The 26,533-nt window shown below is 67.5% G+C and carries 25 protein-coding genes; 8 read left to right on the top strand and 17 right to left on the bottom strand.

The features are described 5' to 3' along the window. Positions 1–98: 98 nt before the first annotated feature. On the bottom strand, positions 99–956 hold the full coding sequence (locus WS87_RS07185; RefSeq protein WP_059817819.1) for a ferritin-like domain-containing protein: 858 nt from the start codon (positions 954–956) through the stop codon (positions 99–101). 144 nt (positions 957–1,100) lie between these two features. Here WS87_RS07185 and WS87_RS07180 point away from each other — a divergent pair, with 144 nt between their 5' ends. From WS87_RS07180 to WS87_RS07170, 3 genes are all read left to right on the top strand, one after another. Then, positions 1,101–1,625 (top strand): gamma carbonic anhydrase family protein, encoded by a 525-nt coding sequence (locus WS87_RS07180; protein ID WP_059817822.1) that lies wholly within the window; start codon positions 1,101–1,103, stop codon positions 1,623–1,625. A gap of 25 nt (positions 1,626–1,650) precedes the next feature. Next, positions 1,651–2,601, top strand: coding sequence for an Hsp33 family molecular chaperone HslO (gene hslO, locus WS87_RS07175; protein ID WP_059535822.1), 951 nt, complete (start codon positions 1,651–1,653; stop codon positions 2,599–2,601). 138 nt (positions 2,602–2,739) lie between these two features. Further along, the gene (locus WS87_RS07170; protein ID WP_059817823.1) at positions 2,740–3,099 is read left to right on the top strand and encodes a hypothetical protein; all 360 of its coding nucleotides are present in this window, start codon (positions 2,740–2,742) and stop codon (positions 3,097–3,099) included. 94 nt (positions 3,100–3,193) lie between these two features. Here WS87_RS07170 and ftsB read toward each other — a convergent pair whose 3' ends face one another. From ftsB to WS87_RS07125, 9 genes are all read right to left on the bottom strand, one after another. Next, a complete protein-coding gene (gene ftsB, locus WS87_RS07165; RefSeq protein ID WP_059817825.1) occupies positions 3,194–3,619 on the bottom strand; it encodes a cell division protein FtsB in 426 nt (141 codons plus the stop codon). A gap of 82 nt (positions 3,620–3,701) precedes the next feature. Further along, positions 3,702–4,985 carry a phosphopyruvate hydratase gene (eno, locus tag WS87_RS07160; RefSeq protein ID WP_011885396.1) on the bottom strand — a complete coding sequence of 428 codons (1,284 nt, stop codon included), beginning with the start codon at positions 4,983–4,985 and terminating at the stop codon, positions 3,702–3,704. A gap of 106 nt (positions 4,986–5,091) precedes the next feature. Beyond that, positions 5,092–5,946, bottom strand: coding sequence for a 3-deoxy-8-phosphooctulonate synthase (gene kdsA / locus WS87_RS07155; RefSeq protein ID WP_014896643.1), 855 nt, complete (start codon positions 5,944–5,946; stop codon positions 5,092–5,094). Next, positions 5,943–7,601 carry a CTP synthase gene (locus WS87_RS07150; protein WP_059690943.1) on the bottom strand — a complete coding sequence of 553 codons (1,659 nt, stop codon included), beginning with the start codon at positions 7,599–7,601 and terminating at the stop codon, positions 5,943–5,945. Before WS87_RS07150 ends, kdsA begins: the two co-directional genes overlap by 4 nt. Positions 7,602–7,775: 174 nt before the next feature. Beyond that, complete coding sequence (locus WS87_RS07145; protein ID WP_059817827.1) at positions 7,776–8,621, bottom strand: alpha/beta hydrolase; 846 nt, start codon at positions 8,619–8,621, stop codon at positions 7,776–7,778. Positions 8,622–8,754: 133 nt separating this feature from the next. Beyond that, positions 8,755–11,247 carry a DNA internalization-related competence protein ComEC/Rec2 gene (locus tag WS87_RS07140; RefSeq protein ID WP_059817829.1) on the bottom strand — a complete coding sequence of 831 codons (2,493 nt, stop codon included), beginning with the start codon at positions 11,245–11,247 and terminating at the stop codon, positions 8,755–8,757. A 54-nt stretch (positions 11,248–11,301) separates the two neighbouring features. Beyond that, the gene (locus tag WS87_RS07135) at positions 11,302–12,090 is read right to left on the bottom strand and encodes a TatD family hydrolase (protein ID WP_059817831.1); all 789 of its coding nucleotides are present in this window, start codon (positions 12,088–12,090) and stop codon (positions 11,302–11,304) included. A gap of 64 nt (positions 12,091–12,154) precedes the next feature. Beyond that, positions 12,155–12,850 carry a lipoprotein-releasing ABC transporter ATP-binding protein LolD gene (gene lolD / locus WS87_RS07130; RefSeq protein ID WP_059450449.1) on the bottom strand — a complete coding sequence of 232 codons (696 nt, stop codon included), beginning with the start codon at positions 12,848–12,850 and terminating at the stop codon, positions 12,155–12,157. A gap of 55 nt (positions 12,851–12,905) precedes the next feature. Beyond that, entirely contained in the window at positions 12,906–14,159 is a 1,254-nt protein-coding gene (locus WS87_RS07125) for a lipoprotein-releasing ABC transporter permease subunit (RefSeq protein ID WP_059535838.1), read from the bottom strand. A 152-nt stretch (positions 14,160–14,311) separates the two neighbouring features. Between WS87_RS07125 and WS87_RS07120 the strand changes: the two genes are divergently transcribed. The 5 genes from WS87_RS07120 to WS87_RS07100 all read left to right on the top strand — a co-directional run bounded on the left by WS87_RS07120 (position 14,312) and on the right by WS87_RS07100 (position 21,054). Then, positions 14,312–15,388 (top strand): hypothetical protein, encoded by a 1,077-nt coding sequence (locus tag WS87_RS07120; RefSeq protein ID WP_059817833.1) that lies wholly within the window; start codon positions 14,312–14,314, stop codon positions 15,386–15,388. Positions 15,389–15,398: 10 nt separating this feature from the next. Then, on the top strand, positions 15,399–17,096 hold the full coding sequence (gene recJ, locus WS87_RS07115) for a single-stranded-DNA-specific exonuclease RecJ (RefSeq protein WP_059817835.1): 1,698 nt from the start codon (positions 15,399–15,401) through the stop codon (positions 17,094–17,096). A 161-nt stretch (positions 17,097–17,257) separates the two neighbouring features. Further along, positions 17,258–18,362, top strand: a protein-coding gene (prfB, locus tag WS87_RS07110) for a peptide chain release factor 2 (RefSeq protein WP_107938119.1) whose coding sequence is annotated in 2 segments (ribosomal slippage) — positions 17,258–17,338 and positions 17,340–18,362 — 1,104 coding nt in all. Because the reading frame shifts where the segments join, the coding sequence is not laid out codon by codon here. Positions 18,363–18,437: 75 nt separating this feature from the next. Continuing rightward, on the top strand, positions 18,438–19,964 hold the full coding sequence (gene lysS / locus WS87_RS07105) for a lysine--tRNA ligase (protein ID WP_059535844.1): 1,527 nt from the start codon (positions 18,438–18,440) through the stop codon (positions 19,962–19,964). Between the two features lie 346 nt (positions 19,965–20,310). Then, the gene (locus WS87_RS07100) at positions 20,311–21,054 is read left to right on the top strand and encodes a glycine zipper 2TM domain-containing protein (protein ID WP_059817837.1); all 744 of its coding nucleotides are present in this window, start codon (positions 20,311–20,313) and stop codon (positions 21,052–21,054) included. A gap of 128 nt (positions 21,055–21,182) precedes the next feature. On the opposite strand, the gene iscX is transcribed toward WS87_RS07100, so the two are convergent. From iscX to WS87_RS07065, 7 genes are all read right to left on the bottom strand, one after another. Then, positions 21,183–21,392, bottom strand: a complete 210-nt coding sequence (gene iscX, locus WS87_RS07095; RefSeq protein WP_040144569.1) for a Fe-S cluster assembly protein IscX — start codon at positions 21,390–21,392, stop codon at positions 21,183–21,185. Between the two features lie 44 nt (positions 21,393–21,436). Further along, positions 21,437–21,778, bottom strand: coding sequence for an ISC system 2Fe-2S type ferredoxin (gene fdx, locus WS87_RS07090; RefSeq protein ID WP_059464189.1), 342 nt, complete (start codon positions 21,776–21,778; stop codon positions 21,437–21,439). Between the two features lie 84 nt (positions 21,779–21,862). After that, the gene (gene hscA / locus WS87_RS07085; RefSeq protein ID WP_059817839.1) at positions 21,863–23,731 is read right to left on the bottom strand and encodes a Fe-S protein assembly chaperone HscA; all 1,869 of its coding nucleotides are present in this window, start codon (positions 23,729–23,731) and stop codon (positions 21,863–21,865) included. Positions 23,732–23,785: 54 nt separating this feature from the next. Further along, the gene (hscB, locus tag WS87_RS07080; RefSeq protein WP_034176899.1) at positions 23,786–24,313 is read right to left on the bottom strand and encodes a Fe-S protein assembly co-chaperone HscB; all 528 of its coding nucleotides are present in this window, start codon (positions 24,311–24,313) and stop codon (positions 23,786–23,788) included. A gap of 94 nt (positions 24,314–24,407) precedes the next feature. Then, the gene (gene iscA / locus WS87_RS07075; protein WP_011885413.1) at positions 24,408–24,731 is read right to left on the bottom strand and encodes an iron-sulfur cluster assembly protein IscA; all 324 of its coding nucleotides are present in this window, start codon (positions 24,729–24,731) and stop codon (positions 24,408–24,410) included. Positions 24,732–24,795: 64 nt separating this feature from the next. Further along, positions 24,796–25,203, bottom strand: coding sequence for a Fe-S cluster assembly scaffold IscU (gene iscU, locus WS87_RS07070; protein ID WP_009691729.1), 408 nt, complete (start codon positions 25,201–25,203; stop codon positions 24,796–24,798). A 68-nt stretch (positions 25,204–25,271) separates the two neighbouring features. Next, a complete protein-coding gene (locus WS87_RS07065; RefSeq protein ID WP_059535854.1) occupies positions 25,272–26,495 on the bottom strand; it encodes an IscS subfamily cysteine desulfurase in 1,224 nt (407 codons plus the stop codon). Positions 26,496–26,533 lie beyond the last annotated feature (38 nt).

Genomic DNA, 26,533 nt, shown 5'->3' with positions numbered 1-26,533 from the left:
GGCATGCGGACACCGCGGACATGCCGCCGAACGATCCACGAGGCCGGCACGGCGACAGCCTTCGCCCGCCCGTCGGCAACTCGCGGCGGCCGGCCGCGCTAACCGTCCGCCTTGCCGCCCGCCGCGTCCTGCGCGGCGAGTTCGTCCAGCTCCGCCTGCTCGAACCCCGCGATGCGACGTGCGTCGAAATTGAAAGGGCCGCGCAGTCGCGGCGCATGGTACTGCTCGGCGAGCTCGCGGTAGGCCGGCACCGGATCACGGCCTGCCTCGTCGCACAAGTACCGGAACCAGCGATTCCCGATCGCGACATGGCCGATCTCGTCGCGCAGGATCACGTCGAGGATCGCCGCCGACGAGTCGTCGCCCGCCTGCACGAGCCGCGCGCGGATCGGCGGCGACGCGTCGAGCCCGCGCGCCTCGAGCGTGCGCGGCACGAGCGCCATCCGCGCGAGCACATCGGTCTTGGTCCGTTCGCACATCTCCCACAGCCCGTTGTGCGCGGGAAAGTCACCGTACGCATGCCCGAACCCGGCAAGCCGCTCGGACAGCAGCGTGAAGTGATGGGCCTCCTCGGCCGCGACCTTCAGCCAGTCCGCATAGAATGCGTCGGGCATCCCGGCGAAGCGCCACACGGCATCGAGCGCGAGGTTGATCGCGTTGAATTCGATATGCGCGAGGGCGTGCAGCAGCACCGCGCGCCCCGCGGGCGAGCGCATGCTGCGGCGCTCGAGCTGGCGCGGCTCGACGAGCGGCGGGCGCGCCGGACGGCCGGGCAGGTCAGTCGGTTCGTCCAGATCGAGCGCCGGTGCGATCGCGGCCTGCCCGGCCAGCAGCGCGTCATGCAGCGCGCGGACCCGAGCGGCCTTCGCGGCCGGCTCGGACATCCGCAGCGCGTCGAGCGCGGTGCGTCGCACGCAGTACGGCGCAGCCATGAAAGTAGAAGGCTCCATGTTCATCAAGCGGGGGCACCGCCCGTGCGCATCGCGGGAGCGCATGCACGCGACGGTTTACAATATGCGTTTGTGCCGTCACGCAATGCGCCCGGCACGCCAGACGCGCCATTCTACCGGCGCCCATCATCGAAGAGACCAGGAGACTCCGTGACGATCTACAAACTGGGCGAGACGGCCCCGACGATCCACGAAAGCGTATTCGTCGCCGATACGGCGGCCATCATCGGCAAGGTCGTGCTCGAGGAAAACGCGAGCGTATGGTTCGGCGCGACGATTCGCGGCGACAACGAGACGATCGCAGTCGGTGCCGGCAGCAACGTCCAGGAAGGCGCGGTCCTGCATACGGACCCCGGCTTTCCTCTGACTATTGCCGAGAACGTGACGATCGGGCACCAGGCGATGCTGCACGGATGCACGATCGGCGAAGGTTCGCTGATCGGGATTCAGGCCGTGGTCTTGAATGGTGCGGTGATCGGCCGCAACTGTCTGGTTGGTGCCGGCGCGGTGGTGACGGAAGGCAAGACGTTCCCGGACAATTCGCTGATTCTCGGCGCCCCGGCGAAGGTCGTGCGCGAGCTGTCGGCAGACGACATCGCGCGGCTGCGCGCAAATGCGAAGACGTACGTCGAACGACGCGCGCATTTCAAGGAGCAACTCGTGCGGATCGGCTGATTCGCGCGGATTTCAAGGAAGAAGAGTGAGCGACCAGTTACAGAAATTCATGTTCAATTCGGCACCCGTGCGCGGCGAGATCGTGTCGCTGCGCAACACGTGGCAAGAGGTGCTTTCCCGCCGTGACTACCCTGCCCCGGTGCGCACGGTGCTCGGCGAGATGATGGCCGCGTGTGCGCTGCTGTCCGCGAACCTGAAATTTCACGGCACCCTGATCATGCAGATCTTCGGCGACGGGCCGGTCCAGATGCTGGTCGTCCAGTGCGGCTCGGACCTGTCGATGCGCGCCACGGCCAAGTTCGCCGGCGACGTCGCGCAGACGATCGGCGACGACACGCACTTCGCGTCGCTCGTCAACGCGAGCGGCCACGGCCGTTGCGTGATCACGCTCGACCCGGCCGAGAAGCTGCCGGGCCAGCAGCCGTATCAGGGCATCGTGCCGCTGAACGGCGTCGACGGTCCGCTCGAATCGGTGTCGCAAGTGCTCGAGCATTACATGCATCACTCGGAGCAGCTCGACACGCGGCTGTGGCTCGCGGCCGATCGCGACCGCGCGGTCGGCATGCTGCTGCAGAAGCTGCCGGGCGACGGCGGCATCGTGCCGCGCAACGCCGAGACCGACGCCGACACGTGGGAGCGCGTCTGCACGCTCGGCGGCACGCTGTCCGCGAAGGAACTGCTCGAGGTCGAACCGGAAGTCGTGTTCCGCCGGCTCTTCTGGCAGGAAAACGTGCAGCACTTCGACCCGGCCGGTACGCGCTTCCAGTGCTCGTGCTCGCGCGAGAAGGTCGGCGCGATGCTGCGCATGCTCGGCCGCGACGAAGTCGACAGCGTGATCGTCGAGCGCGGTCACGTCGAGATCCACTGCGAGTTCTGCAACCAGCGCTACGAGTTCGATCCCGTCGACGTCGCGCAGCTGTTCGCCGCGCCGGAACTCGCGACCGGCATCACGCCCGCGACCGATCAGCGTCACTGAGTGAGCGGCGCGCCCGTGCGAGCCATGCGCGCGCGGGCGCATAATGACGCACGAGCGTCGCACGCACGGCTCAGGCGCCGGAGGTCCGGCCTTCGGCGCAAACCGCTTTCCGCTGTCGGCGCGCTGCTGGAGAAATTCATGAATCGCCCATTCCGCACCCTCGTCCTGACCAGTGTCGCAGCAGGCACACTGGCCCTCGCCGGCTGCGCGGTGCAGCCGCCTTCGTCGACGATCCTGAGCCGGCTGCCCGAACCGGGCGCATCGGGCGGACAGCCGCCCGCACTGTCGAGCGCGGAGCGCAAACGCTACGACGAAATCGACCGGCAGGTGCTGCGCGAGCAGAACGACGCGATGGCGGCCGAGGCCGCCGCGCGCGCCTGGGCGTATTACTCGCCGCCCCCCGTGACCGTCTACGGCGGCTATTACGGCGGCGGTTGGGGAAACCGGTGGGGCACCGGCATCGGTTATGGCTACGGTTACCCGGGCTGGTGGTGGTGACGCGTGATCGCGTCGACCGACTCGATTGAAGACTGACAGGAAATAAAAAAGCGCGGCATTTCCCGCGCTTTTTCAATGGTTCGGACTCCCGCGCTCAGTGATGCGCGGCCTTGCCCTTCTCGCCGCCGTGATGCCGCGACGGCTTCGCGATCGATTGCGGGTTCGGCACGACGCGCACGGGCGCCGAGGACACCGTACCGCGCGTCGACATGCTCGAAGGCATGTTGTTCAGCGGTGCGGCCGGCGCATTCGGCGACACGAACTGCACGAATACTTCGCCGTCCTTCACCATGCCCATCTCGTAGCGCGCGCGCTCCTCGATGGCCGCGGTACCGCCCTGCAGATCCTGCACTTCGCCCGCGATCCGTTCATTGCGCAGCTTCTCGTCCGCATTCTTCTGCAGTTGATCGCCGAGCTGCTGGCGCAATTCGTGCACCCGCAACCAGCCGCCGTGTCCCCACCATAGGGGGTACTGAATGAGCGCCAGCAAGGCAATCAGGACGACAGTGACAAGCCGCATGTAGGAGACGCAGATATAAGAAGCGCCGCTCCGCGCAACATGCACAGAGCGGCGTCGAGATGACGAACCCGATAGTAGCGCGTTAGCGCAGGTTATAGAAAGCCGATTTGCCCGGGTAGCTCGCGATATCGCCGAGGTCTTCCTCGATGCGCAGCAGCTGGTTGTACTTCGAGATGCGATCGCTGCGCGACAGCGAACCCGTCTTGATCTGACCGGCGTTCAGGCCGACCGCGATGTCCGCGATCGTCGAATCTTCCGTTTCGCCCGAGCGGTGCGAGATCACGGCCGTGTAGCCCGCGCGCTTCGCCATTTCGATTGCCGCGAACGTTTCGGTCAGCGTACCGATCTGGTTGATCTTGATGAGGATCGAGTTCGCGATGCCCTTCTCGATGCCTTCCTTCAGGATGCGCGTGTTCGTGACGAACAGGTCGTCGCCGACGAGCTGCACCTTCTTGCCGAGGCGCTCGGTCAGCAGCTTCCAGCCGTCCCAGTCGCCTTCGTGCATGCCGTCCTCGATCGACACGATCGGGAACTTGTCGGCGAGCGTCGCGAGGTAGTCGGTGAATTCGGCCGACGACAGTTGCAGGCCTTCGCCCGCGAGCTGGTACTTGCCGTCGTGGTAGAACTCGGATGCGGCGCAGTCGAGCGCGAGCAGCACGTCTTCGCCCGCACGGTAGCCGGCCTTCTCGATCGCCTGCAGGATCGTCGACAGGCACTCGTCGTTGCTGCCGAAGTTCGGTGCGAAGCCGCCTTCGTCGCCGACTGCCGTGCTCATGCCGCGGTCGCTCAGGATCTTCTTCAGCGCGTGGAACACTTCCGCGCCGCAACGCAGGGCTTCACGGAACGTCGGCTGGCTCACCGGGACGATCATGAATTCCTGGATGTCGAGGCTGTTGTTCGCGTGCGCGCCGCCGTTGACGATGTTCATCATCGGGACGGGCAGCTGCATCGCGCCCGAGCCGCCGAAGTAGCGGTACAGCGGCAGGCCGGCTTCTTCAGCCGCTGCCTTCGCGACGGCCATCGACACGGCCAGCATCGCATTCGCGCCGAGGCGCGACTTGTTGTCGGTGCCGTCCAGCTCGAGCAGCGTCTTGTCGAGGAACGCCTGTTCCGACGCGTCGAGGCCCATGATGGCTTCGGAGATTTCGGTGTTGATGTGCTCGACTGCCTTCAGCACGCCCTTGCCGTTGTAGCGGCCGGCTTCGCCGTCGCGCAGTTCGATCGCTTCACGCGAGCCGGTGGACGCGCCCGACGGCACCGCCGCGCGGCCCATCGTGCCCGATTCGAGCAGCACGTCGCATTCGACGGTGGGGTTGCCGCGCGAATCCAGAATCTCGCGGCCGATGATATCTACGATTGCACTCATGGGTTTCCTCTGAGAATGACGATGGATTCTTCAAACTGCGATGGCACGCGCGCCGAAACCGCCTACGCTACTGACGCGCGAAGCCGCCGCAAGGTTCATTCGATCTTTAGTTGAAATCGTTTTCCAGGAACGGATTGCGCTTCACCGCCTGGTCGAGCGTGACGAGGGTCTCCAGCAGCGCGCCCATCCGGTTCAGCGGCACCGCGTTCGGGCCGTCCGACTTCGCTTCGGCCGGATTCGGGTGCGTTTCCATGAACAGGCCCGCGACGCCCGTCGCGACCGCGGCACGCGCGAGCACCGGCACGAATTCGCGCTGGCCGCCCGAGCTCGTGCCCTGCCCGCCCGGCAGCTGCACCGAGTGGGTCGCGTCGAACACGACCGGCGCGCTCGTCTCGCGCATGATCGCGAGCGAACGCATGTCGGACACGAGGTTGTTGTAGCCGAACGAGACGCCGCGCTCGCACGCCATGAAGCGGTCTTCCGACAGACCGGCTTCACGCGCCGCGTCGCGCGCCTTGTCGATCACGTTCTTCATGTCGTGCGGCGCGAGGAACTGGCCCTTCTTGATGTTGACGGGCTTGCCCGAGCGCGCGCACGCGTGAATGAAGTCGGTCTGGCGGCACAGGAACGCGGGCGTCTGCAGCACGTCGACGACCGACGCGACCTGCTCGATCTCTTCGATCGAATGCACGTCGGTCAGCACCGGCAGGCCGAGCTGGCGCTTCACCTCGCCGAGGATCCGCAGCCCCTCGTCCATTCCGAGGCCGCGAAACGACTTGCCCGAGCTGCGATTCGCCTTGTCGTAGGACGATTTGTAGATGAACGGAACGTTCAGCTTCTCGCAGATCTCCTTCAGGCGGCCCGCCGTGTCGATCGTCATTTGCTCCGATTCGACGACACAGGTACCCGCGATCAGGAAGAAAGGCTGGTCGAGACCGACCTCGAAATCGCACAGCTTCATGCTTGCACTCCACGCGCCTGCTTGTTGGCGAGCGCGGCTTCGACGAACGACTTGAACAGGGGATGACCGTCACGCGGCGTGGACGTGAATTCCGGGTGGAACTGGACGCCAACGAACCACGGGTGCATCGAACGCGGCAGCTCCATCATTTCCGGCAGATCCTCGCTCGGGGTACGGGCGCTGATGATAAGGCCGCCGGCTTCGAGCTGGGGCACGAAGCGGTTATTGACTTCATAACGGTGGCGGTGGCGCTCGTTCACGTCCTTGCCGTAGATCTCTTCGGCCATCGTGCCGGGCTTGATCGGGCAACGTTGCGAGCCGAGGCGCATCGTGCCGCCAAGATCGGATTCCTCGGTGCGCGTCTCGACCTTGCCTTCGCGGTCGTACCACTCGGTGATCAGCGCGACCACACGTTCCGGCGTGTCCGGATCGAATTCCGTGCTGTTCGCCTGCTTCATGCCGACGACGTCGCGTGCGAATTCGATCACCGCGAGCTGCATGCCGAGGCAGATGCCGAGGTACGGCACCTTCGACTCGCGCGCGTAGCGGATCGCGGCGATCTTGCCTTCCGTGCCACGACGGCCGAAACCGCCCGGCACCAGCACGGCGTCGAGATGCTTCAGGCTGTCGACACCGTTCGTCTCGATCTCTTCCGAGTCGATGTACTCGATGTTGACCTTGGTCGACGTGTGCAGCGATGCGTGGCGCAGCGCCTCGATCAGCGACTTGTACGACTCGGTCAGGTCGACATACTTGCCGACCATGCCGATCGTGACTTCGTGCTTCGGATTTTCCAGCTTCTCGACGAGCTCCGACCACATGCTCAGGTCGGCGTCCTTCGGCGACAGCTTCAGTTCCTCGCAGATGATCCGGTCGAGGCCCTGGTCGTGCAGCATCTGCGGAATCTTGTAGATGCTGTCGGCGTCCCACACCGAGATCACGGCGTCTTCCGGCACGTTCGAGAACATCGAGATCTTCTTCGATTCGTCGTCGGGGATGCGGCGATCCGCACGGCACAGCAGCACGTGCGGCAGGATGCCGATCTCGCGCAGCTTCTGCACGCTGTGCTGGGTCGGCTTGGTCTTCAGCTCGCCGGCCGTCGCGACGTACGGCACGAGCGTCAGGTGCACGAAGCACGCGCTGTTGCGGCCGAGGCGCAGGCTCATCTGGCGCGCGGCCTCGAGGAACGGCAGCGACTCGATGTCGCCGACCGTGCCGCCGATCTCGACGATCGCGACGTCCGGCTCGCCGCAGGTGGCCGATGCCGCCCCGCGCTCGATGAACGCCTGGATTTCGTTCGTGATGTGCGGAATCACCTGCACGGTCTTGCCGAGATAGTCGCCGCGGCGTTCCTTGCGGATCACCGATTCGTAGATCTGGCCGGTCGTGAAGTTGTTGGCCTTGCGCATCTTCGTGCTGATGAAGCGCTCATAGTGGCCGAGGTCGAGGTCGGTCTCCGCTCCGTCTTCCGTCACGAACACTTCGCCGTGCTGGAACGGGCTCATCGTGCCGGGGTCGACGTTGATGTAGGGATCGAGTTTGAGGAGGGTGACTTTCAGACCGCGCGATTCGAGGATCGCGGCGAGAGAGGCGGCGGCAATACCCTTGCCGAGGGAAGAAACTACGCCGCCGGTGACGAAAACATATTTGGTCATCGCTGGATGCTCGCGGGAAAAACGGATTATACCGTAAAGCCCGCCCTTCTCTCAGCAATTGACGCGATGATCGCGCCCTTTCGCGCTGTGCCGCGCCAGCCGTGCGCGCCGGGGCGAACCGGCCGGCCGGTCGGTGCAACCGCGCACACCGGCCCGGTGCACCGGGCCGATCCGTCAGGCGCTTTTCGCGAGCGCCGCGCTGTCGCGCGGCACGCCGCCCTCCGCCGTTTTCAGCGAACTCAGCATCCGCTGCAATGCGCGGGCCGTCTCGATCGGCCGCTCCATCGGGAACAGGTGGCTGCCCTCGAGCCATTCGATGCGCCCGCACGCCGCGCGACGCGTCGCATCGAGCCCGACCTGCCGCACTTCGCGCGAGCGCGTGCCGGCGAGAAAGCCGAGCGGCACCGGCGCGCCGTGCGCGAGCCGCGGACCGAGCGTATGCGGCAGTGTCCGGTAGATCAGGTATTCGACCTGCCGGTCGAACGCGAGCACGCGTTCGCCGTCGGCGCCCGCCTGTGGAATGCCGTAGTCGATGTAGTCGGACAGCATCCGCTCGTCCCAGCGCGCGAACGCGGGTTTCTCGTGAAAGTGCCGCCAGGCTTCGTCGCGGCTCACCCAGCGCGTGCGCCGGTTGCGCGTCGCGGCCGCCGGCGACAGCCGTTCGTCGAGCCCGGCCCACTGGCTCGCGCGCAATGCGCCGGCGCGCCATCCCGCGATGATCGGCGAATCGATCATCACCACGCCGCGCACCCAGTGCGGCTTCTTCAGCGCGGCCATCAGCGACAGGTAGCCGCCGAGCGAATGGCCGACGAGCCAGACCGGGCGCTCGTAGCGGCTGCCGATGTCGTCGAGCAGCTGCTCGACGAGATGCGGCCAGTCGCGCGTCACCGGGTAGCGGCGGTCGTGACCGATGCGCTCGATGTAGCGCAGCTCGTAGTCGTCTGCCAGCTCGGCGAAGATCGTCCGGTACGTCGATGCCGGAAAACCGTTCGCGTGCGAGAAATGGAGGATGTCCTTCAAACGCCGATGTCTCCTTTGTCGACCGGAGTCAGCGCGCTCGAGCTGACTCCCGTCCCATGCTTCGCGGTCGCCGGGGCTGGCCCTTCAGCGCCACCTCCGGCCTCCGCCTTCTTGACCCGCGCCGTCGCGCCGCTCACCGGTCCATCCAGTACCGCCGCTGCGCATCGCGATGACGCTCGAACGCGAAGCCGCCGCCCGCCGGGGCGATGTCGAACCTCACGGCCCCATCGCGATCGGTGCGCGGCAGCGGAATCCCGCGCGTTTCGTAGCGCGCGAGGACCGTCCGGTGCGGATGCCCGAATCGATTGCGATAGCCTACAGGAAATACCGCGACGCGCGGCCCGACCGAATCGAGGAAAGGCTCGACCGACGACGTACGGCTGCCATGGTGCGGCACAACGAGAATCTGCGCGGCCAGCGCGTCGCGCGCATCGTCCACCAGCCGGCGCTCGGCGCGCGCCTCGATGTCGCCCGTCAGCAGCGCCGACGTGCCGCCCGCATCGACGCGCAGCACGCACGATTTCTCGTTCGAGGAACCCGCGCCGGCAACTCCTGGCGGCCACAACATCGTGAATACGACGCCGTCCCAGGTCCACCGCTGCCCGGCCGCGCACGGCAGCCGATCCGCCACGCCGGCCGCCTGCGCGTCGCGCCACAGCCGGTGCCGCGGCGCAATGCCGGCGAGCAGCTGGCGGACCTCGGCGGCCGCATAGACGGCCGCCGCGCCGCCCGCGTGATCGGCGTCCGCATGACTCAGGACGAGCGAATCGACGGTACGGATTCCGCGGGCGCGCAACGTCGGCGCGACGATCCGCGCACCGGCGTGGGTCGACTCCGCCCCCGGTCCCGCGTCGAACAGCAAGGTCCGGCGCGCGGTCTCCACCAGCACCGACGCGCCCTGCCCGACGTCGAGCACGGTCAGCCGGAAGCCGCCAGGCGGCGGCGCATCGGGTGCAGGCGCGACCAGCGGCAGCCATGTCATCGGCGCCGCCCAGCGCAGCGGCCAGCCGCGCGGCATCAAAACCCACGCGACACCCACGCACGCAAGCGCCAGAACCGGCCAGTCGGGCATGCGCAGCCAGAACACGCCGGCCGGCCAGTCGGCAAGGTGCCGGAGCAGCGCCATCATCGGTTCGAGCGCCGCATGCGCGAGCCGGAACGCATACGCGTCCAACGGCGCGGGCAACCCGATCCCCGCGAGCACGATCGGCGTCACGACTGCGCTGACCCACGGGATCGCAAACGCATTGCCGAACGGGCCCGATACCGAGATCTGAGCGAACCACGCGGCCGTCAGCGGCGCAAGACCGATCGTCACCGCGTACTGCACGCGTGTCGCCTCCGCGACACGGCGCCCGGCACGCCTGCACCACGCGCACAGGCGGTGCCAGCGGTCGACCGTGGCAACGCCGTCCGTCCCACGGTCGTCGCCGCCGTCGAATTCGCGCACCGCGCGCCAGCCCGCCACGGCCATCAGGATCACGGCGACCGCGCCAAAAGACAGCCAGAACCCGGCCGACACCACCGCCCACGGATCGACCAGCAGCACGCCGCCGAGCGCCGCGGACAACACGGCGGACGGCGGCACGCTGCGTCCGGCAAGATAGGCAGCCGCCCCGGCCGCGATCATCCACCACGCGCGCTGCGCCGGCACGTTGAAGCCGGCAAGCGCCGCATAGCCGGCAGCGGCCGTCAGCGCCGCCACCGAAGCCGCATATGGCGCAGGCATCGCGAGTGCCGCGGCGTGTCCGCGCCAGCGCAGACGCCGCCAGACCCACGATACGATCCCGCCCGCGATCGTGCCGACGAGCCCGACGTGCAGGCCCGAAATCGCGACCAGATGACTCGTGCCCGTATTGCGCAGCACGCGCCATGCGTCGTCGCCGATGCCGGATTGATCGCCGACCGCGAGCGCGGTCACGATGCCGCGATGGCGCGCGTCGCTGCCGAGCGCGTCGCCGATATCGTTGCGCAGCGCGTCGCGCAGCCGATCGATCGATGCGCGCCATCCCGATGCCCTCGCGTCGAGCAGCTCCGCCCGCTCGGGCGCGACCACATAGCCGATCGCGCGAATGCCCGCGGCAAGCCACGCCGCCTCGCTGTCGCGCACGCCGGGATTCGCCTCGGCATGCGGGCGCTTCAGGCGCACGACGAGACGCCAGCGCTGCGCTGCGCGCAGATCGGGCATCGCGTCGCGTGCGGCGCGCGCGCCGTACGTGCGCCACGACAACCGGATCAGCGGAGGGAAACGGGCCAGCCCCGCATCGTTCGATTCGACGGCCAACAGCAGTCGCGCGCCGGTATCGTCGATCACCGGCAACCCGCGGATCACGCCCGTGACGACGATATCGCGCCCTTCCCGCTCGACAGGCAGGCTGTCACGCAGCCGCCATTCGGCACGTGCGGCTGCATAGCCGAATCCGATCGCACCGGCGGCGCATGCGCACAGCATCCACCGGAGCGCGACGATCGCGCGGGTTCGACGGCGCCGCGCACACCCTGCGAGCAGCGCGCCGCAACCGGCCAGAACGACCGCCCCGCCTACCCAGCCGCCCATGCCCGGCAACGCCGCCTGCCGCTGCAGCACGACGACGCCGAGCGCAAACGCGATCCACCACACGCGCATCGCACCTCCTCGTCGACCTGGCGCCGCCGTCGATGCGGCACCTTCCGGCAACGATTATGCGGACGAAAGTGCGAGGCGCGGCAGCGCGGCGAGCGCGTTAGCCGTTGTGCATAGGGACAGCGCGTGCGCGTCGATCCCGCGCAGTTCGGCGAGCACGCCGCCGATGCGCGGCACCTGGTCGGGCGCGTTGCGGGATTTGTACGCCCACTCGGGCGCGATGTCGGGCGCGTCCGTCTCGACGACGATCGCGTCGAGCGGCAACTGCGCGGCGAGCCGCCGGATCTGCAGCGCGCGTCCGAACGTCACGTTGCCGCCGAAACCGAGATGCAGCCCCTGTGCGAGATACGCATCGGCCTGCTGGAAACTGCCGTTGAACGCATGCGCGATGCCGCGCCGCACGCCGAAGCGGCGCAGCCCGGCGAGCACGCGGTCCTGCGACTTGCGCACGTGGCACAACACCGGCAGGTCGAATTCGCGCGCGAGCTTGAGCTGCCCCTGATAGAAGAATTGCTGGCGATCCTCGTCGAGGCCCGGCACGAAGTAGTCGAGACCGATCTCGCCGATCGCGACGAAGCGCGGATCATCGAGGCATGCCTCGATCTCCATGCGCAGGCGGTCGAGATCCTCGTCGCGCGCGTGCGGCGTATACATCGGATGGATGCCGAGCGCGTAGACGGCACCCGGCGTGCGCTGCGCCAGTTCGCGCACGGTCGTGAAATTGTCGCGTCCGATGCTCGGAATCACGATGCGCGACACGCCGGCCGCGCGCGCCGCGTGCGCGACGGCGTCGCGGTCGGCGTCGAACTCGGCGGCATCGAGATGGCAATGCGTATCGATCCACATGGCGGCTTTCCTGCGCCCTCGCCGCCGTGCCGGGACTCGCCCGGCGGCACGGCGGGGCGTTCGTTCACACCGGCAGCGCCGGCTCCTCGTGCAGCACGCCGTCGCGCAGGCGCATGATGCGGTCGCAGCGCGCCGCGAGCTCGGGATCGTGCGTGACGATCACGAAACTCGTTTCGAGCGTCTCGGACAGTTCGAGCATCAGGTTGAACACGGTGTCGGCGGTCGTGCCGTCGAGGTTGCCGGTCGGCTCGTCGGCGAGTACGCACGCGGGCTTCGTCACCAGCGCACGCGCGATCGCCACGCGCTGCCGCTCGCCGCCCGACAGCTCGCCCGGCCGATGCTTCGCACGCGGCCCGAGACCGACGCGTTCGAGCATCGCCTGTGCCTGCGCGCGTGCATCCTCGGTCGTCATCCGGCGGATGCGCAGCGGCATCGCGACGTTGTCGAGCGCGGTGAATTCCGGCAGCAGGTGATGGAACTGGTAGACGAAGCCGAGCGCGCGGTTGCGCAGCTCGTTGCGCTCGCGCTCGGCGAGTTGCGTAAACGGCTTGCCGAGCAGCGACACTTCGCCCGCGCTCGGTTCGTCGAGGCCGCCCAGCACGTGCAGCAGCGTGCTCTTGCCCGAGCCCGACGCGCCGACGACCGCGAGCTTCTCGCCGCGCCGCACCGTCAGCTCGGTGTTGTTGAGCACCTGCACGTTGAAGCCGCCCTGCACGAACGCCTTCGTGATCCCGCGCGCCTGAAGCACGTATTCCTGCATACCTGCCGAATCCTGTCTGATGGGTTGTCGTGAATCCGCCAATGCGGTCGCGCGATCATTCATAGCGCAGCGCCTCCGCCGGCTTCACCTTCGCGCCGCGCCAGCTCGGATAGAGCGTCGCGACGGCCGACAGCACGAACGCGATCAGACCGATCTTGATGACGTCGCCCGCGACGAGCTCCGACGGCAGCTCGCTGATGAAGTACACCGACGGCGGCAGGAACTGCACGCCGAACAGATGCTCGATCATCGGGATCAGCCACGGAATGCTCCACGCGATCAGGCAGCCAAGCGCGACGCCCGACGCGGTGCCGACGAAGCCGATCGTCACGCCCTGCACGACGAAGATCTTCATGATCGAGCCTGGTTGCGCGCCGAGCGTGCGCAGGATCGCGATGTCGGCCTGCTTGTTGGTCACCGTCATCACGAGCGACGACACGAGGTTGAACGCGGCCACCGCGATGATCAGCGTGAGGATGATGAACATCATCCGCTTCTCGATCTGCACGGCCGAGAACCAGGTCTTGTTCTGCTGGGTCCAGTCGCGGATGTACAGGCTGCCCGACAGCGTATGCGACAGCTCGACCGCGACCTGCGGCGCCTTCTGCATGTCGGTGAGCCGCAGCCGCACGCCGGTCGGCGCGGACATCCGGAACAGCGCCTCCGCATCGCGGATGTTGATCATCGCGAGCGTGCTGTCGTATTCGTAGTGGCCCGACTCGAACACGCCGACCACCGTGAACTGCTTGAGCCGCGGCATCATCCCGGCCGGCGTGATCGTGCCTTCGGGCGCGACGAGCGTGACCTTGTCGCCGACCGTCACGCCGAGGTTGCCGGCGAGCGCGTCGCCGAGCACGATGCCGAACTGGCCGGGCACGAGCGCGGCGAGCTGGCCCGCCTTCATGTCCTTGCCGATGTCCGACACCTGCGGTTCGAGCGACGGCTCGACGCCGCGCAGCATCACGCCGCTCACCGCGTCCTGGCGCGTGAGCAGCGCCTGCGCGTCGACGTACGGCGCCGCGCCGATCACCGACGTATTGCGGCGCGCTTCCTGCGCGGTCAATTGCCAATCGGGCATCGAGCCGGTCGGCGAGAATACCTCGACGTGCGCAAGCACCGACAGCATGCGGTCGCGCACTTCCTTCTGGAAGCCGTTCATCACGGACAGCACGACGATCAGCGCCGCGACGCCGAGCGCGATCCCGAGCATCGAAACGAGCGCGATGAAGGAAATGAAGCCGTTGCCGGTCGTGCGTTTGCCGGCGCGCGTGTAGCGCCAGCCGATCTGCCATTCGTACGGAAGTTTCAAGCGAATCCTTTCTGCTGGTTACGGCGGGGATGGCGGCCCGTGGCCGGAGCGCCGTCCGGCGGCGGCCGACCGCCCGGGCACGGCCGAAAAAACGGTCGCCGGACGCAATCGGGCCGTCCGCCGGCCCGATCACGCGCGCAGTTTGCCATACAATGCGCACCATCATGCACGACCGACGCCTCCATTTTCTCGTTCCGTTCGCGCTGCCGTCGGCGGCCGATGCGACCTCGTCCCTGCACACGCTGGACAGCCCCGCGCTCGAAAAGTTGCTCGCCCGCGCAAGCCTCGTCGAGCGCGTGGCCGGCGAGGACTTCCAGCGCACGCTGCCACACGAACGCTGGCTGGCCCGCCAGTTCGGCGCGACCCAGGGCAACGCCGCCGACGAGGCGCCGCTCGCGCCCTACATGCTGCTGGCGGACGGCGGCGACCCGGGCACCCAGGCCTGGGCGTGCGTCGAACCCGTCCACGTCGAAATCGCGCACGATCACCTCGTGCTCGTCGACCCGGCGAGCCTCGCGCTCGACGACGGCGACGCCGCCGCATTGCTGGCGGTCGCGCGCCCGCTGATCGAGGAGCTCGGCGTGCGGCTGGAGGCGCCGCAGCCGGCGCGCTGGTACCTGTCCAGCGAGCAGCTCGCCCGTCTCGCCGGCGCAGCGCCGCTGCGCGCGAGCGGCCGCAACATCGAGATCTGGCTGCCGCACGAAGCGCACACCGGCGAACGCTCGCGGATGTGGATGAAGCTGCAGAACGAAGTGCAGATGGCGTGGTTCCAGCATCCGGTCAACGAAGCGCGCGAAGCGCGCGGGCTGCCCGCCGTCAATTCGATCTGGTTCCACGCGCAAGGCACGCTGAAGCCGGTCGGCAAGCCGTTCGCGCGCGTGCTGTCCGCGTCGCCCGCGGCGCTCGGCCTCGCGCGCGCCGCGCAAGCCGAAGCCGGCGGCGTGCCGGCCGCACTCGACGCACTGCCCGCCGCCGCCGGCGCGACGCTCGTCGAGCTGCCCACGCTGTCCGCCCCGTACATCGAGCAGGACTGGCCACGCTGGCACGATGCGCTCGCCGCGCTCGAGCGCGACTGGTTCGCGCCGTCCCTCGCCGCGCTGCAGAACGGCGAGCTGGCCGGCGTCGATTTCACGCTGTGCGGCGACACCAGCTCCGTGACGCTGCACGCGACGCGCGGCGACCTGCGCAAGTTCTGGCGTCGCCGCGCGCTGGCATCCCTGTTCGAATAACCCGACCTGTATGACCCGGATCGTTACCCGCCCCGTCGCGCCCGCCGACGCCGAAGCGCTCGCGCGCCACGGCCTGCATCCCGTCCTCGCGCGCCTCTATGCGTCGCGCGGCGTGCAGTCCCCGACCGACATCGAGACGGCCCTCGCGCGCCTCGTCCCGCCCACCGAACTGAAAGGCTGCGCAGACGCCGCGGCGCTGCTCGCCGACGCGATCGCCGACAAGCGGCGCCTGCTGGTCGTCGCCGACTACGACTGCGACGGCGCGACCGCGTGCGCGGTCGCAGTGCGTGGCCTGCGGATGTTCGGCGCCCAGATCGACTACCTGGTGCCGAACCGCTTCGAATACGGCTACGGGCTCACGCCCGAGATCGTCGAACTCGCGGCCGCGCGCAAGCCCGACCTGCTAATCACCGTCGACAACGGGATCGCGAGCGTCGCGGGCGTCGAAGCCGCGAACGCGCGCGGCATCGACGTGCTCGTCACCGATCACCACCTACCCGGCGACGCGCTGCCCGCCGCGCGCGCGATCGTCAACCCGAACCAGCCCGGCTGCGCATTCCCGAGCAAGCACATCGCCGGCGTCGGCGTGATGTTCTACGTGCTGCTCGCGCTGCGCGCCGAGCTGCGCCGCCGCGGCGCGTTCGCGAGCAAGGAGGCCGAACCGCGCCTCGACGGGCTGCTCGACCTCGTCGCGCTCGGCACCGTCGCCGACGTCGTGCGGCTCGACGGCAACAACCGCGTGCTCGTCGCGCAGGGGCTGCAGCGCATCCGCAACGGCCGCATGCAGCCGGGCATCGCCGCGCTGTTCCGCGCGGCCGGCCGCGAGGCGCGCACCGCATCGGGCTTCGACCTCGGCTTCGGCCTCGGCCCGCGCCTGAACGCCGCCGGGCGGCTCTCGGACATGTCGCTCGGCATCGAGTGCCTGATCACCGACGACATCGGCCGCGCGTGGGACCTCGCGCAGCAGCTCGACACGATGAACCGCGAGCGCCGCGAGATCGAGGCCGGCATGCAGCAGCAGGCGCTGGCCGATCTCGCCGACGTCGATCCGGCCGATGCGTGCACGATCACGCTGTTCAACCCCGAATGGCACCAGGGCGTGATTGGCATCGTCGCCGGGCGGCTCAAGGAGAAATTCCACCGCCCGTCGTTCACGTTCGCGCATGCGGACGAAGCCGGCACGCGGGTCAAAGGTTCGGGCCGCTCGATTCCCGGCTTCCACCTGCGTGACGCGCTCGACCTGGTATCGAAGCGCGAACCCGACCTGATCGTCGCGTTCGGCGGCCACGCGATGGCGGCCGGCCTCACGCTCGACACCGACAACGTGCCGCGCTTCGCGGCCGCGTTCGAGGCCGTCGCGCGCGAGTGGTTGTCCGACGACGCGCTGGCGCGCGTGATCGAGACCGACGGCGAACTCGAAGAAGCGTATTTCACGCCGCAGTTCGTCGGGCTGCTCGACGAAGCCGTCTGGGGTCAGGGCTTTCCGGCCCCGCTTTTCTCCGGCGAATTCGACGTCGTGTCGCAGTCGCTCGTGAAGGAAAAGCACCTGAAGCTGCAGCTGGCGCGCGGCCGCCAGCGCTTCAACGCGATCTGGTTCAACCACACCGAGCCGCTTCCGGCGAGCGCGCTGATCGCGTACCGCCTCGTGGCCGACACGTGGAACGGCGTGACGCGCGTCCAGCTGATCGTCGAACACGCGGCCGGCTGAGCGCCGCCCGCCCGGCCAACCCGCCCGCGGCACGCGCGGGCCGCATGCGCGCCGCGCCGAACGGGGCCGCGGCGCGCATGCAAGCACGTTCCGCGTCACCGGGAAACCCCGCCGATCGGCTATAATTCCGCTTTTTTACGAAGCAAGAATAGCGAACGATCATGGAAGCGGAACGTCTCAACGCGATCGAAAGCTCCCTGCTCGACCTGCGCACGCGCGCGGGCGAGCTTCGGGGGTATCTTTGACTACGACGCCAAATCTGCGCGTCTGACCGAAGTCAACAAGGAACTCGAAGACCCGAACGTCTGGAACGATTCGAAGAACGCTCAGGCACTCGGCCGCGAGAAGAAGCTGCTCGAAGGCGTCGTCACGACGCTGACGGCACTCGATAGCGACCTGCGCGATGCGCTCGACCTGTTCGAGCTGGCACGCGAGGAAGGCGACGAAGACACCCTCGTCGCATCCGAAGACGACGCGAAGAAGCTCGAAGCGCGCGTCGGCGACATCGAATTCCGCCGGATGTTCTCGAACCCGGCCGACCCGAACAACTGCTTCATCGACATTCAGGCCGGCGCCGGCGGCACCGAGGCGTGCGACTGGGCGTCGATGCTGCTGCGCCAATACCTGCGCTACTGCGAACGCAAGGGCTTCAAGGCCGAAGTGCTCGAAGAGTCCGACGGCGACGTAGCGGGCATCAAGAACGCGACGATCAAGGTGTCGGGCGAATACGCGTACGGCTTCCTGCGCACCGAAACCGGCATCCACCGCCTCGTGCGCAAGTCGCCGTTCGACTCGTCGGGCGGCCGCCACACGTCGTTCTCGTCGGTGTTCGTGTATCCGGAAATCGACGACTCGATCGAAGTCGAGGTCAACCCGGCCGACCTGCGCATCGACACGTACCGCGCATCGGGCGCGGGCGGCCAGCACATCAACAAGACCGACTCGGCCGTGCGGATCACGCACATGCCGACCGGCATCGTCGTGCAGTGCCAGAACGACCGCTCGCAGCACCGCAACCGCGCCGAAGCGATGGCCATGCTGAAGTCGCGCCTGTACGAAGCCGAAATGCGCAAGCGCCAGGCCGAGCAGGACAAGCTCGAATCGAGCAAGACCGATGTGGGCTGGGGTCACCAGATCCGCTCGTACGTCCTCGACCAGAGCCGCGTGAAGGACCTCCGTACGAACGTCGAAATGAGCAACACGAAGGCCGTGCTCGACGGCGATCTCGACGACTTCATCAGCGCGAGCCTCAAACAGGGCGTGTAAGCGCCGCGGCGCGGCCCCTGCGGTCGCGCCGCCCTTCCCGTTGCGTTGCCGCACCCACTCCGAATTCCGACCATCATGACCGAACCGACCCAAACGCAGCCCGCCGTCGCGGCGGACGAAAACCAGATCATCGCCGAGCGCCGCGAGAAGCTGCGCGCATTGCGCGAGCAAGGCGTCGCCTATCCGAACGATTTCCGGCCGACGCATCACGCCGCCGATCTCCAGGCGAAATTCGCCGACTCGGACAAGGCCGCGCTCGAGGCGAACCCGGTCGAGGTATCGGTCGCCGGCCGCATGATGCTCAAGCGCGTGATGGGCAAGGCGAGCTTCGCGACGGTGCAGGACGGTTCGGGCCAGATCCAGTTCTTCGTGACGCCGAACGACGTCGGCGCGGAAACCTACGACGCATTCAAGAAGTGGGATCTCGGCGACATCGTCGCCGCGCGCGGCGTGCTGTTCCGCACCAACAAGGGCGAGCTGTCGGTCCAGTGCAAGGAGCTGCGCCTGCTGTCGAAGGCGCTGCGTCCGCTGCCGGACAAGTTCCACGGCCTCGCCGACCAGGAAATGCGCTATCGCCAGCGCTACGTCGACCTGATCGTCACGCCGGAAACGCGTGACACGTTCCGCGCGCGCACCAAGACCATCGCGTCGATCCGCAAGTTCATGGACAACGCCGACTTCATGGAAGTCGAAACGCCGATGCTGCACCCGATCCCGGGCGGCGCCGCGGCGAAGCCGTTCGTCACGCACCACAACGCGCTCGACATGCAGATGTTCCTGCGCATCGCGCCGGAGCTGTACCTGAAGCGCCTGATCGTCGGCGGCTTCGAACGCGTGTTCGAGATCAACCGCAACTTCCGGAATGAAGGCGTGTCGCCGCGCCACAACCCGGAATTCACGATGATGGAGTTCTACGCCGCGTACACCGACTACCGCTGGCTGATGGACTTCACCGAGCAGCTGATCCGCCAGGCGGCGATCGATGCGCTCGGCACCGCGACGATCCAGTACCAGGGCCGCGAGCTCGACCTCGCGAAGCCGTTCCACCGCCTGACGATCACGCAGGCGATCCAGAAGTACGCGCCGCAGTACACCGACGGCCAGCTGTCGGACGACGCGTTCCTGCGCTCCGAACTGAAGCGCCTCGGCGTGGACGTGTCGCAGCCGGCCTTCCTGAACGCCGGCATCGGCGCGCTGCAGCTCGCGCTGTTCGAGGAAACCGCCGAATCGCAGCTGTGGGAGCCGACCTACATCATCGATTACCCGGTCGAGGTGTCGCCGCTCGCACGCGCATCGGATACGGTGCCGGGCATCACCGAGCGTTTCGAGCTGTTCATGACCGGCCGCGAGATCGCGAACGGCTTCTCGGAGCTGAATGATCCGGAAGACCAGGCCGCGCGCTTCAAGAAGCAGGTCGAGCAGAAGGATGCAGGCGACGAGGAAGCGATGTTCTTCGACGCCGACTACATCCGCGCGCTCGAACACGGGATGCCGCCGACGGGTGGTTGCGGGATCGGCATCGATCGTCTCGTGATGCTGCTGACCGACAGCCCGACGATCCGCGACGTGCTGCTGTTCCCGCACCTGCGCCGCGAAGACTGACGGCCGATCCCGCGTGTGCGCCGCGCCCTGCGGCGCGCACGCGTCAGCTTTGTAACCACGCGTAAATCCCGCCCGCCGGCGTTCGCCGGTTTTTGATCCTCCCCCGCTTTATCTCCTCGTCGCGGCGGCCTTCTCCGGGTTTTCCCTGTAACGCCCGCCGCCCCGCTGCAGCAATTCGTTACACCTTGATACGGTGCGACCCTCGCCCGTGAATGACACTCCTGTTGCGTCACCACGCATGACCACGGGACCAGAACGCGGCGCCGGAACGCCGAGTCTGCTCGCTCCCGAGCGTGGGATCCGGCCGGCACCAACGTGCGAAGCCAGGTCGACACCGGAGAACAAAATGGACAACCAGAATCAAACCACGCCGCAAAAGCAACGCCTTCACCCGCTCATCGCGACCGCGGCAGGCGCCGTGATCGTCGCGAGCCTCGCGGCCACCGCAGCGATCACGGGCATCTTCCCGAAGGCGAACAGCAACAATGCGCAGAACGGCCAGACCCAGGCCGCGCTGATCGCGTCGCAGCCGGCCGTCGATACGGCCGCTGCGGCCAGCGCCGCGCTCGCCGCGCAAGCGCAGCAGCAGGCAGCCGAACAGGCCGCGCAGCAGAAGGCGGCGGCCGAGAAAGCGGCGGCAGCCCAGGCCGAACCGAAGCCCGCGCCGCGCCCTGCCGCCACGCATCGCCGCCATACGCCGGCGCCGCAACCGCCGCAATACGCGCAGCAGCCGTCCGCGCCCGCACAGCCGGCCTATTGCCAGACCTGCGGCACCGTCGTCGCGATCACGCAGACGCGTACGCCGGGCCAGAGCTCGGGGATCGGCGCGGTCGGCGGCGCAGCGGCCGGCGGCCTGCTCGGCAACCAGTTCGGTCACGGCAACGGCCGCACGGCGATGACGATCATCGGCGCGCTCGGCGGCGGTCTCGCCGGCAATCAGGTCGAGAAGCAGGTGCGCGCGGAAACCGACTACCAGGTGCAGGTCCAGATGGAAAGCGGCGCGACGCGCACGTTCACGTACCACAACCCGCCGCCGTTCGGCCAGGGCCAGCGCGTGCGGATCGAGAACGGGACGCTGGTCGGCGCGTAACGCCTGACGTCTCGCCGGGCGGCCCTTGCGCCGCGCCGGAAATGAAAAAGGCTCGTGATGCTTCACGAGCCTTTTCTTTTTGCGGGAGCGTTGCCGGAGCCGCATGGCGCGAGGCGCCACAGGGAATCTCAGTCTTCGTCGTCGAAGTCGGATTCATCGATCCAGTGGGCCTGGATCGCTTCGAGGATCTTCTCGCCCGAGTGCGCCGGGTCGTCGGTGAAGCCGTCCAGTTCGATGACCCATTGACGCAGGTCGACGAAATTGATCCGCTGCGGATCGACGTCCGGATGCTTGTCTGCCAGCGCGATGGCGATTTCGCGCGAATCGGTCCATTTCATGGCCTGCTCTCCCGTGTGCGCGGCGAGTCCGCCCCGCCGATCCGTCAGTGATTTTCCTTCGCGTGGTTGATCGAGTACTTCGGGATCTCGACCACCAGGTCAGAATCTTCCTTCACGATTGCCTGGCACGACAGGCGCGACGTCGGCTCGAGGCCCCACGCCTTGTCGAGCAGGTCGTCTTCGTCCTCGTCGGACGGGTCGAGATCGTTGAAGCCCTCGCGGATCACCACGTGGCAGGTCGTGCATGCGCACGACTTCTCGCACGCATGCTCGATCTCGATCCCGTTGTCGAGCAGGTTGTCGCAAATACTCTTGCCGGGCGTCGCGTCGATCACTGCGCCGTCCGGGCACAGTTCGACGTGAGGCAGCACCACCAGTTGAGGCATGTCCGTTCCGTCAGTCAGGGTGCGGCGACTGGCGCCGCACGGTTCAATATCGCGCGGGCCGTCGCCGGCCCGCGCGCAGTTCGTTCAGATCTCGTCGAGCCGTCGGCCCGACAGTGCGCGCTTGATGCTCTTGTCCATCCGGCGCGCCGCGAATTCGTCGGTGCCGGCGGCCAGCGTCTTCGTCGCGGTTTCGATCGCGTCCGTGTCATCGCCCTGCGCGATCGTGCGCAGCGCCGCGACGAGCGCGTCGACCTGCGTGCGTTCGGTGTCGTCGAGCAATTCGCCGTCGGCCGCCAGCGCCGCCTGCGTCGCCTCGATCATCCGCTCGGCCTCGACCTGCGCTTCGCGCAGCGCGCGCGCCCGCATGTCGATCTCGGCGGTCTTGAAGCTGTCCTCGAGCATCTTCGCGATGTCGTCGTCGGCGAGGCCGTACGACGGCTTCACGACGACCGACGCCTCGACGCCCGAATGCTGCTCGCGCGCGAACACCGACAGCAACCCGTCCGCATCGACCTGGTAGGTCACGCGGATGCGCGCCGCACCGGCCGTCATCGGCGGGATGCCGCGCAGCTCGAACCGCGCGAGCGACCGGCAGTCGGCGACGAGCTCGCGCTCGCCCTGCACGACGTGGATCGCCATCGCGGTCTGACCGTCCTTGAAGGTCGTGAATTCCTGTGCACGCGCGATCGGAATCGTCGAATTGCGCGGAATGATCTTCTCGACGAGACCGCCCATCGTCTCGACGCCGAGCGACAGCGGGATCACGTCGAGCAGCAGCCAGTCGTCGCCGCTGCCGCGATTGCCGGCGAGCAGGTCGGCCTGGATTGCCGCGCCGAGCGCGACGACCTGGTCCGGATCGAGATTGACGAGCGGCGGCTGGCCGAAATGCTTCGCGACCGCCTCGCGGATCACCGGCATGCGCGTCGCGCCGCCGACGAGCACGACGCCCTTGATGTCGGCCGGGCTCACCTGCGCATCGCGCAATGCCTTGCGGGTCGGCGTCAGCGTACGCTGCACGAGCGGCTCGACGAGCGCGGCGAACGTGTCGTGCGAGATCGTCTGCTCGATCCGGGCACCGCTCGACAGCGTCACGTCGAGCGACGCCTGCGGCGCGGACGACAGCGCTTCCTTCAGCACGCGCACGCGATCGAGCAGCAGGCGCACGTCCTCGGGCGCGAGCGTCTTCGCATCGATGCCGGCTTGCGCAAGTACGTGATCGAACAGCGCGTGGTCGAAATCGTCGCCGCCGAGCGCGGAATCGCCGCCCGCGGCCAGCACTTCGAACACGCCCTTGGTCAGCTTCAGGATCGACAGGTCGAACGTGCCGCCGCCGAGGTCGTACACCGCGTAGAGGCCTTCGGCCGCGTTGTCGAGACCGTAGGCGATCGCGGCCGCGGTCGGTTCGTTCAGCAGGCGCAGCACGTTGAGGCCCGCAAGACGCGCGGCGTCCTTCGTCGCCTGGCGCTGCGCGTCGTCGAAGTACGCGGGCACCGTGATCACCGCGCCGACCAGTTCGTCGCCGAGCGTGTCTTCCGCTCGGTAACGCAGCGTCGCGAGAATCTCGGCCGATACTTCGACCGGGCTCTTCACGCCGTCGATCGTGCGGATCTGCACCATGCCCGGCGCATCGACGAATTCGTAAGGCGCGTTCGCCGCGCCTTCGACTTCCGCCTTGCCGCGGCCCATGAAGCGCTTGACCGACACGATCGTGTTGCGCGGATCGGTCGCGGCCTGTTCCTTCGCTTCGTGGCCGATGCGGCGGCCGCCCTGCTCCAGATAACGGACCACCGACGGCAGCAGCGCGCGGCCTGCCTCGTCCGGCAGCACTTCGGGCACGCTGTTGCGCACGGCCGCGACGAGCGAGTTCGTCGTGCCGAGATCGATCCCGACAGCGAGTCGCCGCTGGTGCGGCGCCGGCGCCATGCCCGGTTCGGAAATTTGCAGTAAAGCCATCTTGGTTCGTTCGGGCGCTCGGCCCGTTTGCTGCGCGTGCCGCGAGGCACGCGGTTAAGTTTCGAGGCGCTCGATCTGCGCGCCCACTTCCGACGCGACCCGTTCGATGAACATCAGCTGACGCACGGCTTCGGCGGCGGCCTGATCGGCGGCGCTGTCGAGCAGCGTGCCGAGGCGCTCGAGGCGCACGCGCTTTTCGTCGCGCAGCTCGGCGAGCAGCGCATCGAGCGCGTCGACGTTGCGGGCGGCCGCGGCATCCTCGATGCCTTCGCGCCACTCCATCTGCTGCATCAGGAACGCGGGCTCCATCGCGGTATTGTTTTCGGCACCGATATCGACGCCGCGCAGCGACAGCAGATAGGTCGCGCGCTTCAGCGGATCGCGCAGCGTGCGGTAGGCTTCGTTCGCACGGGTCGCCCATTGCATCGCGATGCGCTTTTGCGCGTCGCCGGCCGCCGCGAAGCGGTCCGGGTGAACCTGCGTCTGCACCGTGCGATACGCGCTGTCGAGCGCAGCCTCGTCGAGCGCGAATTGCGCCGGCAGGTGAAACAGATCGAAGTGGCTGTCTTTCAGCGAAACCATCGTCGCGTTCAATTCCGGTTCGTCGCGCGGCAAACGCCGCACATTAAAAAGGCGGCTCGTGCCGCCTCTTGCCCGCATCGCGCGGATACCCGCGTCACACGCGGAACGATTCGCCGCAACCGCACTCGTCCTTGACGTTCGGGTTGTTGAACTTGAACCCTTCGTTCAGGCCTTCGCGTGCGAAGTCGAGCTCGGTGCCGTCGATGTACGCGAGGCTCTTCGGGTCGACGACGACCTTCACGCCATGGCTCTCGAACACCTGATCCTCGGGGGCCAGCTCGTCGACATACTCGAGCTTGTACGCGAGCCCCGAGCACCCGGTCGTGCGAACGCCAAGCCGCAGGCCCACACCCTTGCCGCGACGGACGAGGTATTTCTGGACGTGCTGTGCTGCTTTTTCGGTCAGTGTAATTGCCATGATGTCCTTGCCGCGGCGCGCCACCCGGGGCCGCCGCGTTCCTTCACAAGCCGCTCGATGCCGCTCAGGCCGCTGCCTGATCGCCTTCCTTCGTGTCGTGGCGCTTCTTGTAGTCGGCCACGGCTGCCTTGATCGCGTCTTCCGCGAGAATCGAGCAGTGAATCTTCACCGGCGGCAGGGCCAGCTCTTCGGCGATCTGCGTGTTCTTGATCGACAGCGCCTCGTCGAGGGTCTTGCCCTTCACCCATTCGGTCACGAGCGAGCTCGACGCGATCGCCGAACCGCAGCCGTACGTCTTGAACTTCGCGTCTTCGATCACGCCGTCCGCGCCGACGCGGATCTGCAGCTTCATCACGTCGCCGCAGGCCGGCGCGCCGACCATGCCCGTGCCGACCGCGTCGTCGTCTTTCGCGAACGAACCGACGTTACGCGGGTTTTCGTAGTGATCCAGAACCTTGTTGCTGTATGACATGACTCAGACTCCTTGACTCGTTACGTCTGCGTGCGCAAATCCGCCCGCGAATGTATTCAATGCGGTGTTCAGTGTGCGGCCCATTCGATCGTCGACAGATCGATGCCTTCCTGGTGCATTTCCCAGAGCGGCGACAGTTCGCGCAGCTTCGCGATCTTGCTGTTCAGCAGTGCGATCACGAAGTCGACGTCCTGCTCCGTCGTGAAGCGGCCGACCGTGAAGCGGATCGAGCTGTGCGCGAGTTCGTCGTTGCGGCCGAGTGCACGCAGCACGTACGACGGCTCCAGCGACGCCGACGTGCACGCGGAGCCCGACGACACCGCGACGTCCTTGATCGCCATGATCAGCGACTCGCCTTCGACGAAGTTGAAGCTGATGTTCAGGTTGTGCGGGACACGGTGCTCCATGTCGCCGTTCACGTACGTTTCCTCGATCTGCGACAGGCCGCGCAGCAGCTTGTCGCGCAGCATGCGGATGCGCTCGTTCTCGGTCGCCATTTCTTCACGCGCGATGCGGAACGCTTCGCCCATGCCGACGATCTGGTGCGTCGCCAGCGTGCCCGAACGCATGCCGCGCTCGTGGCCGCCGCCGTGCATCTGCGCTTCGATGCGCACGCGCGGCTTGCGGCGCACGTACAGCGCGCCGATGCCCTTCGGGCCGTAGGTCTTGTGCGCCGAGAACGACATCAGGTCGACCTTCAGCTTCGCGAGGTCGATCTCGACCTTGCCGGTCGACTGTGCGGCGTCGACGTGGAACACGATGCCCTTCTCGCGGCAGATCTCGCCGATCGTCTCGATGTCCTGGATCACGCCGATCTCGTTGTTCACGTGCATGACCGATACGAGGATCGTGTCCGGGCGCAGCGCGGCCTTGAACACGTCGAGGTCGATCAGACCGTCTTCCTTCACGTCGAGATAGGTGACTTCGAAGCCGTCGCGCTCGAGCTCGCGGCAGGTGTCGAGCACGGCCTTGTGCTCGGTCTTCACCGTGACGATGTGCTTGCCCTTGCCCTTGTAGAAGTTCGCGGCACCCTTGATGGCGAGGTTGTCCGATTCCGTCGCGCCGGACGTCCAGATGATCTCGCGCGGATCCGCGTTCACGAGCGCGGCCACCTGCTCGCGCGCTTCCTCGACCGCGCGTTCCGCGTCCCAGCCGTATGCGTGGCTGCGCGACGCCGGGTTGCCGAACTGCTCGCGCAGATACGGCACCATCTTGTCGACCACGCGCGGGTCGACCGGCGTCGTCGCGCTGTAATCCATATAGATGGGCAGGTGGAGAGTCTCTTGGGTCATCTGTCGCTCCGGGAATTCTGTGCAGGGACTATGTGCGT

The organism is Burkholderia sp. MSMB0856 (assembly GCF_001524645.2).
Lineage (GTDB): Bacteria > Pseudomonadota > Gammaproteobacteria > Burkholderiales > Burkholderiaceae > Burkholderia > Burkholderia diffusa.
This window is presented reverse-complemented; position numbering and strand designations above follow the sequence as displayed.

Bases quoted from the DNA above. Each gene is read 5' to 3' on its own strand.
- WS87_RS07100 (WP_059817837.1), top strand. From the start codon at position 20,311: ATGGACAACCAGAATCAAACCACGCCGCAAAAGCAACGCCTTCACCCG.
- hscA (WP_059817839.1), bottom strand. From the start codon at position 23,731: ATGGCTTTACTGCAAATTTCCGAACCGGGCATGGCGCCGGCGCCGCAC.
- recJ (WP_059817835.1), top strand. From the start codon at position 15,399: ATGACCCGGATCGTTACCCGCCCCGTCGCGCCCGCCGACGCCGAAGCG.
- iscA (WP_011885413.1), bottom strand. From the start codon at position 24,731: ATGGCAATTACACTGACCGAAAAAGCAGCACAGCACGTCCAGAAATAC.
- kdsA (WP_014896643.1), bottom strand. From the start codon at position 5,946: ATGAAGCTGTGCGATTTCGAGGTCGGTCTCGACCAGCCTTTCTTCCTG.
- WS87_RS07140 (WP_059817829.1), bottom strand. From the start codon at position 11,247: ATGCGCGTGTGGTGGATCGCGTTTGCGCTCGGCGTCGTCGTGCTGCAG.
- iscX (WP_040144569.1), bottom strand. From the start codon at position 21,392: ATGAAATGGACCGATTCGCGCGAAATCGCCATCGCGCTGGCAGACAAG.
- eno (WP_011885396.1), bottom strand. From the start codon at position 4,985: ATGAGTGCAATCGTAGATATCATCGGCCGCGAGATTCTGGATTCGCGC.
- WS87_RS07135 (WP_059817831.1), bottom strand. From the start codon at position 12,090: ATGTGGATCGATACGCATTGCCATCTCGATGCCGCCGAGTTCGACGCC.
- iscU (WP_009691729.1), bottom strand. From the start codon at position 25,203: ATGTCATACAGCAACAAGGTTCTGGATCACTACGAAAACCCGCGTAAC.
- WS87_RS07065 (WP_059535854.1), bottom strand. From the start codon at position 26,495: ATGACCCAAGAGACTCTCCACCTGCCCATCTATATGGATTACAGCGCG.
- WS87_RS07170 (WP_059817823.1), top strand. From the start codon at position 2,740: ATGAATCGCCCATTCCGCACCCTCGTCCTGACCAGTGTCGCAGCAGGC.
- lolD (WP_059450449.1), bottom strand. From the start codon at position 12,850: ATGCAGGAATACGTGCTTCAGGCGCGCGGGATCACGAAGGCGTTCGTG.
- WS87_RS07185 (WP_059817819.1), bottom strand. From the start codon at position 956: ATGAACATGGAGCCTTCTACTTTCATGGCTGCGCCGTACTGCGTGCGA.
- WS87_RS07150 (WP_059690943.1), bottom strand. From the start codon at position 7,601: ATGACCAAATATGTTTTCGTCACCGGCGGCGTAGTTTCTTCCCTCGGC.
- fdx (WP_059464189.1), bottom strand. From the start codon at position 21,778: ATGCCTCAACTGGTGGTGCTGCCTCACGTCGAACTGTGCCCGGACGGC.
- lysS (WP_059535844.1), top strand. From the start codon at position 18,438: ATGACCGAACCGACCCAAACGCAGCCCGCCGTCGCGGCGGACGAAAAC.
- ftsB (WP_059817825.1), bottom strand. From the start codon at position 3,619: ATGCGGCTTGTCACTGTCGTCCTGATTGCCTTGCTGGCGCTCATTCAG.
- hscB (WP_034176899.1), bottom strand. From the start codon at position 24,313: ATGGTTTCGCTGAAAGACAGCCACTTCGATCTGTTTCACCTGCCGGCG.
- WS87_RS07120 (WP_059817833.1), top strand. From the start codon at position 14,312: ATGCGCACCATCATGCACGACCGACGCCTCCATTTTCTCGTTCCGTTC.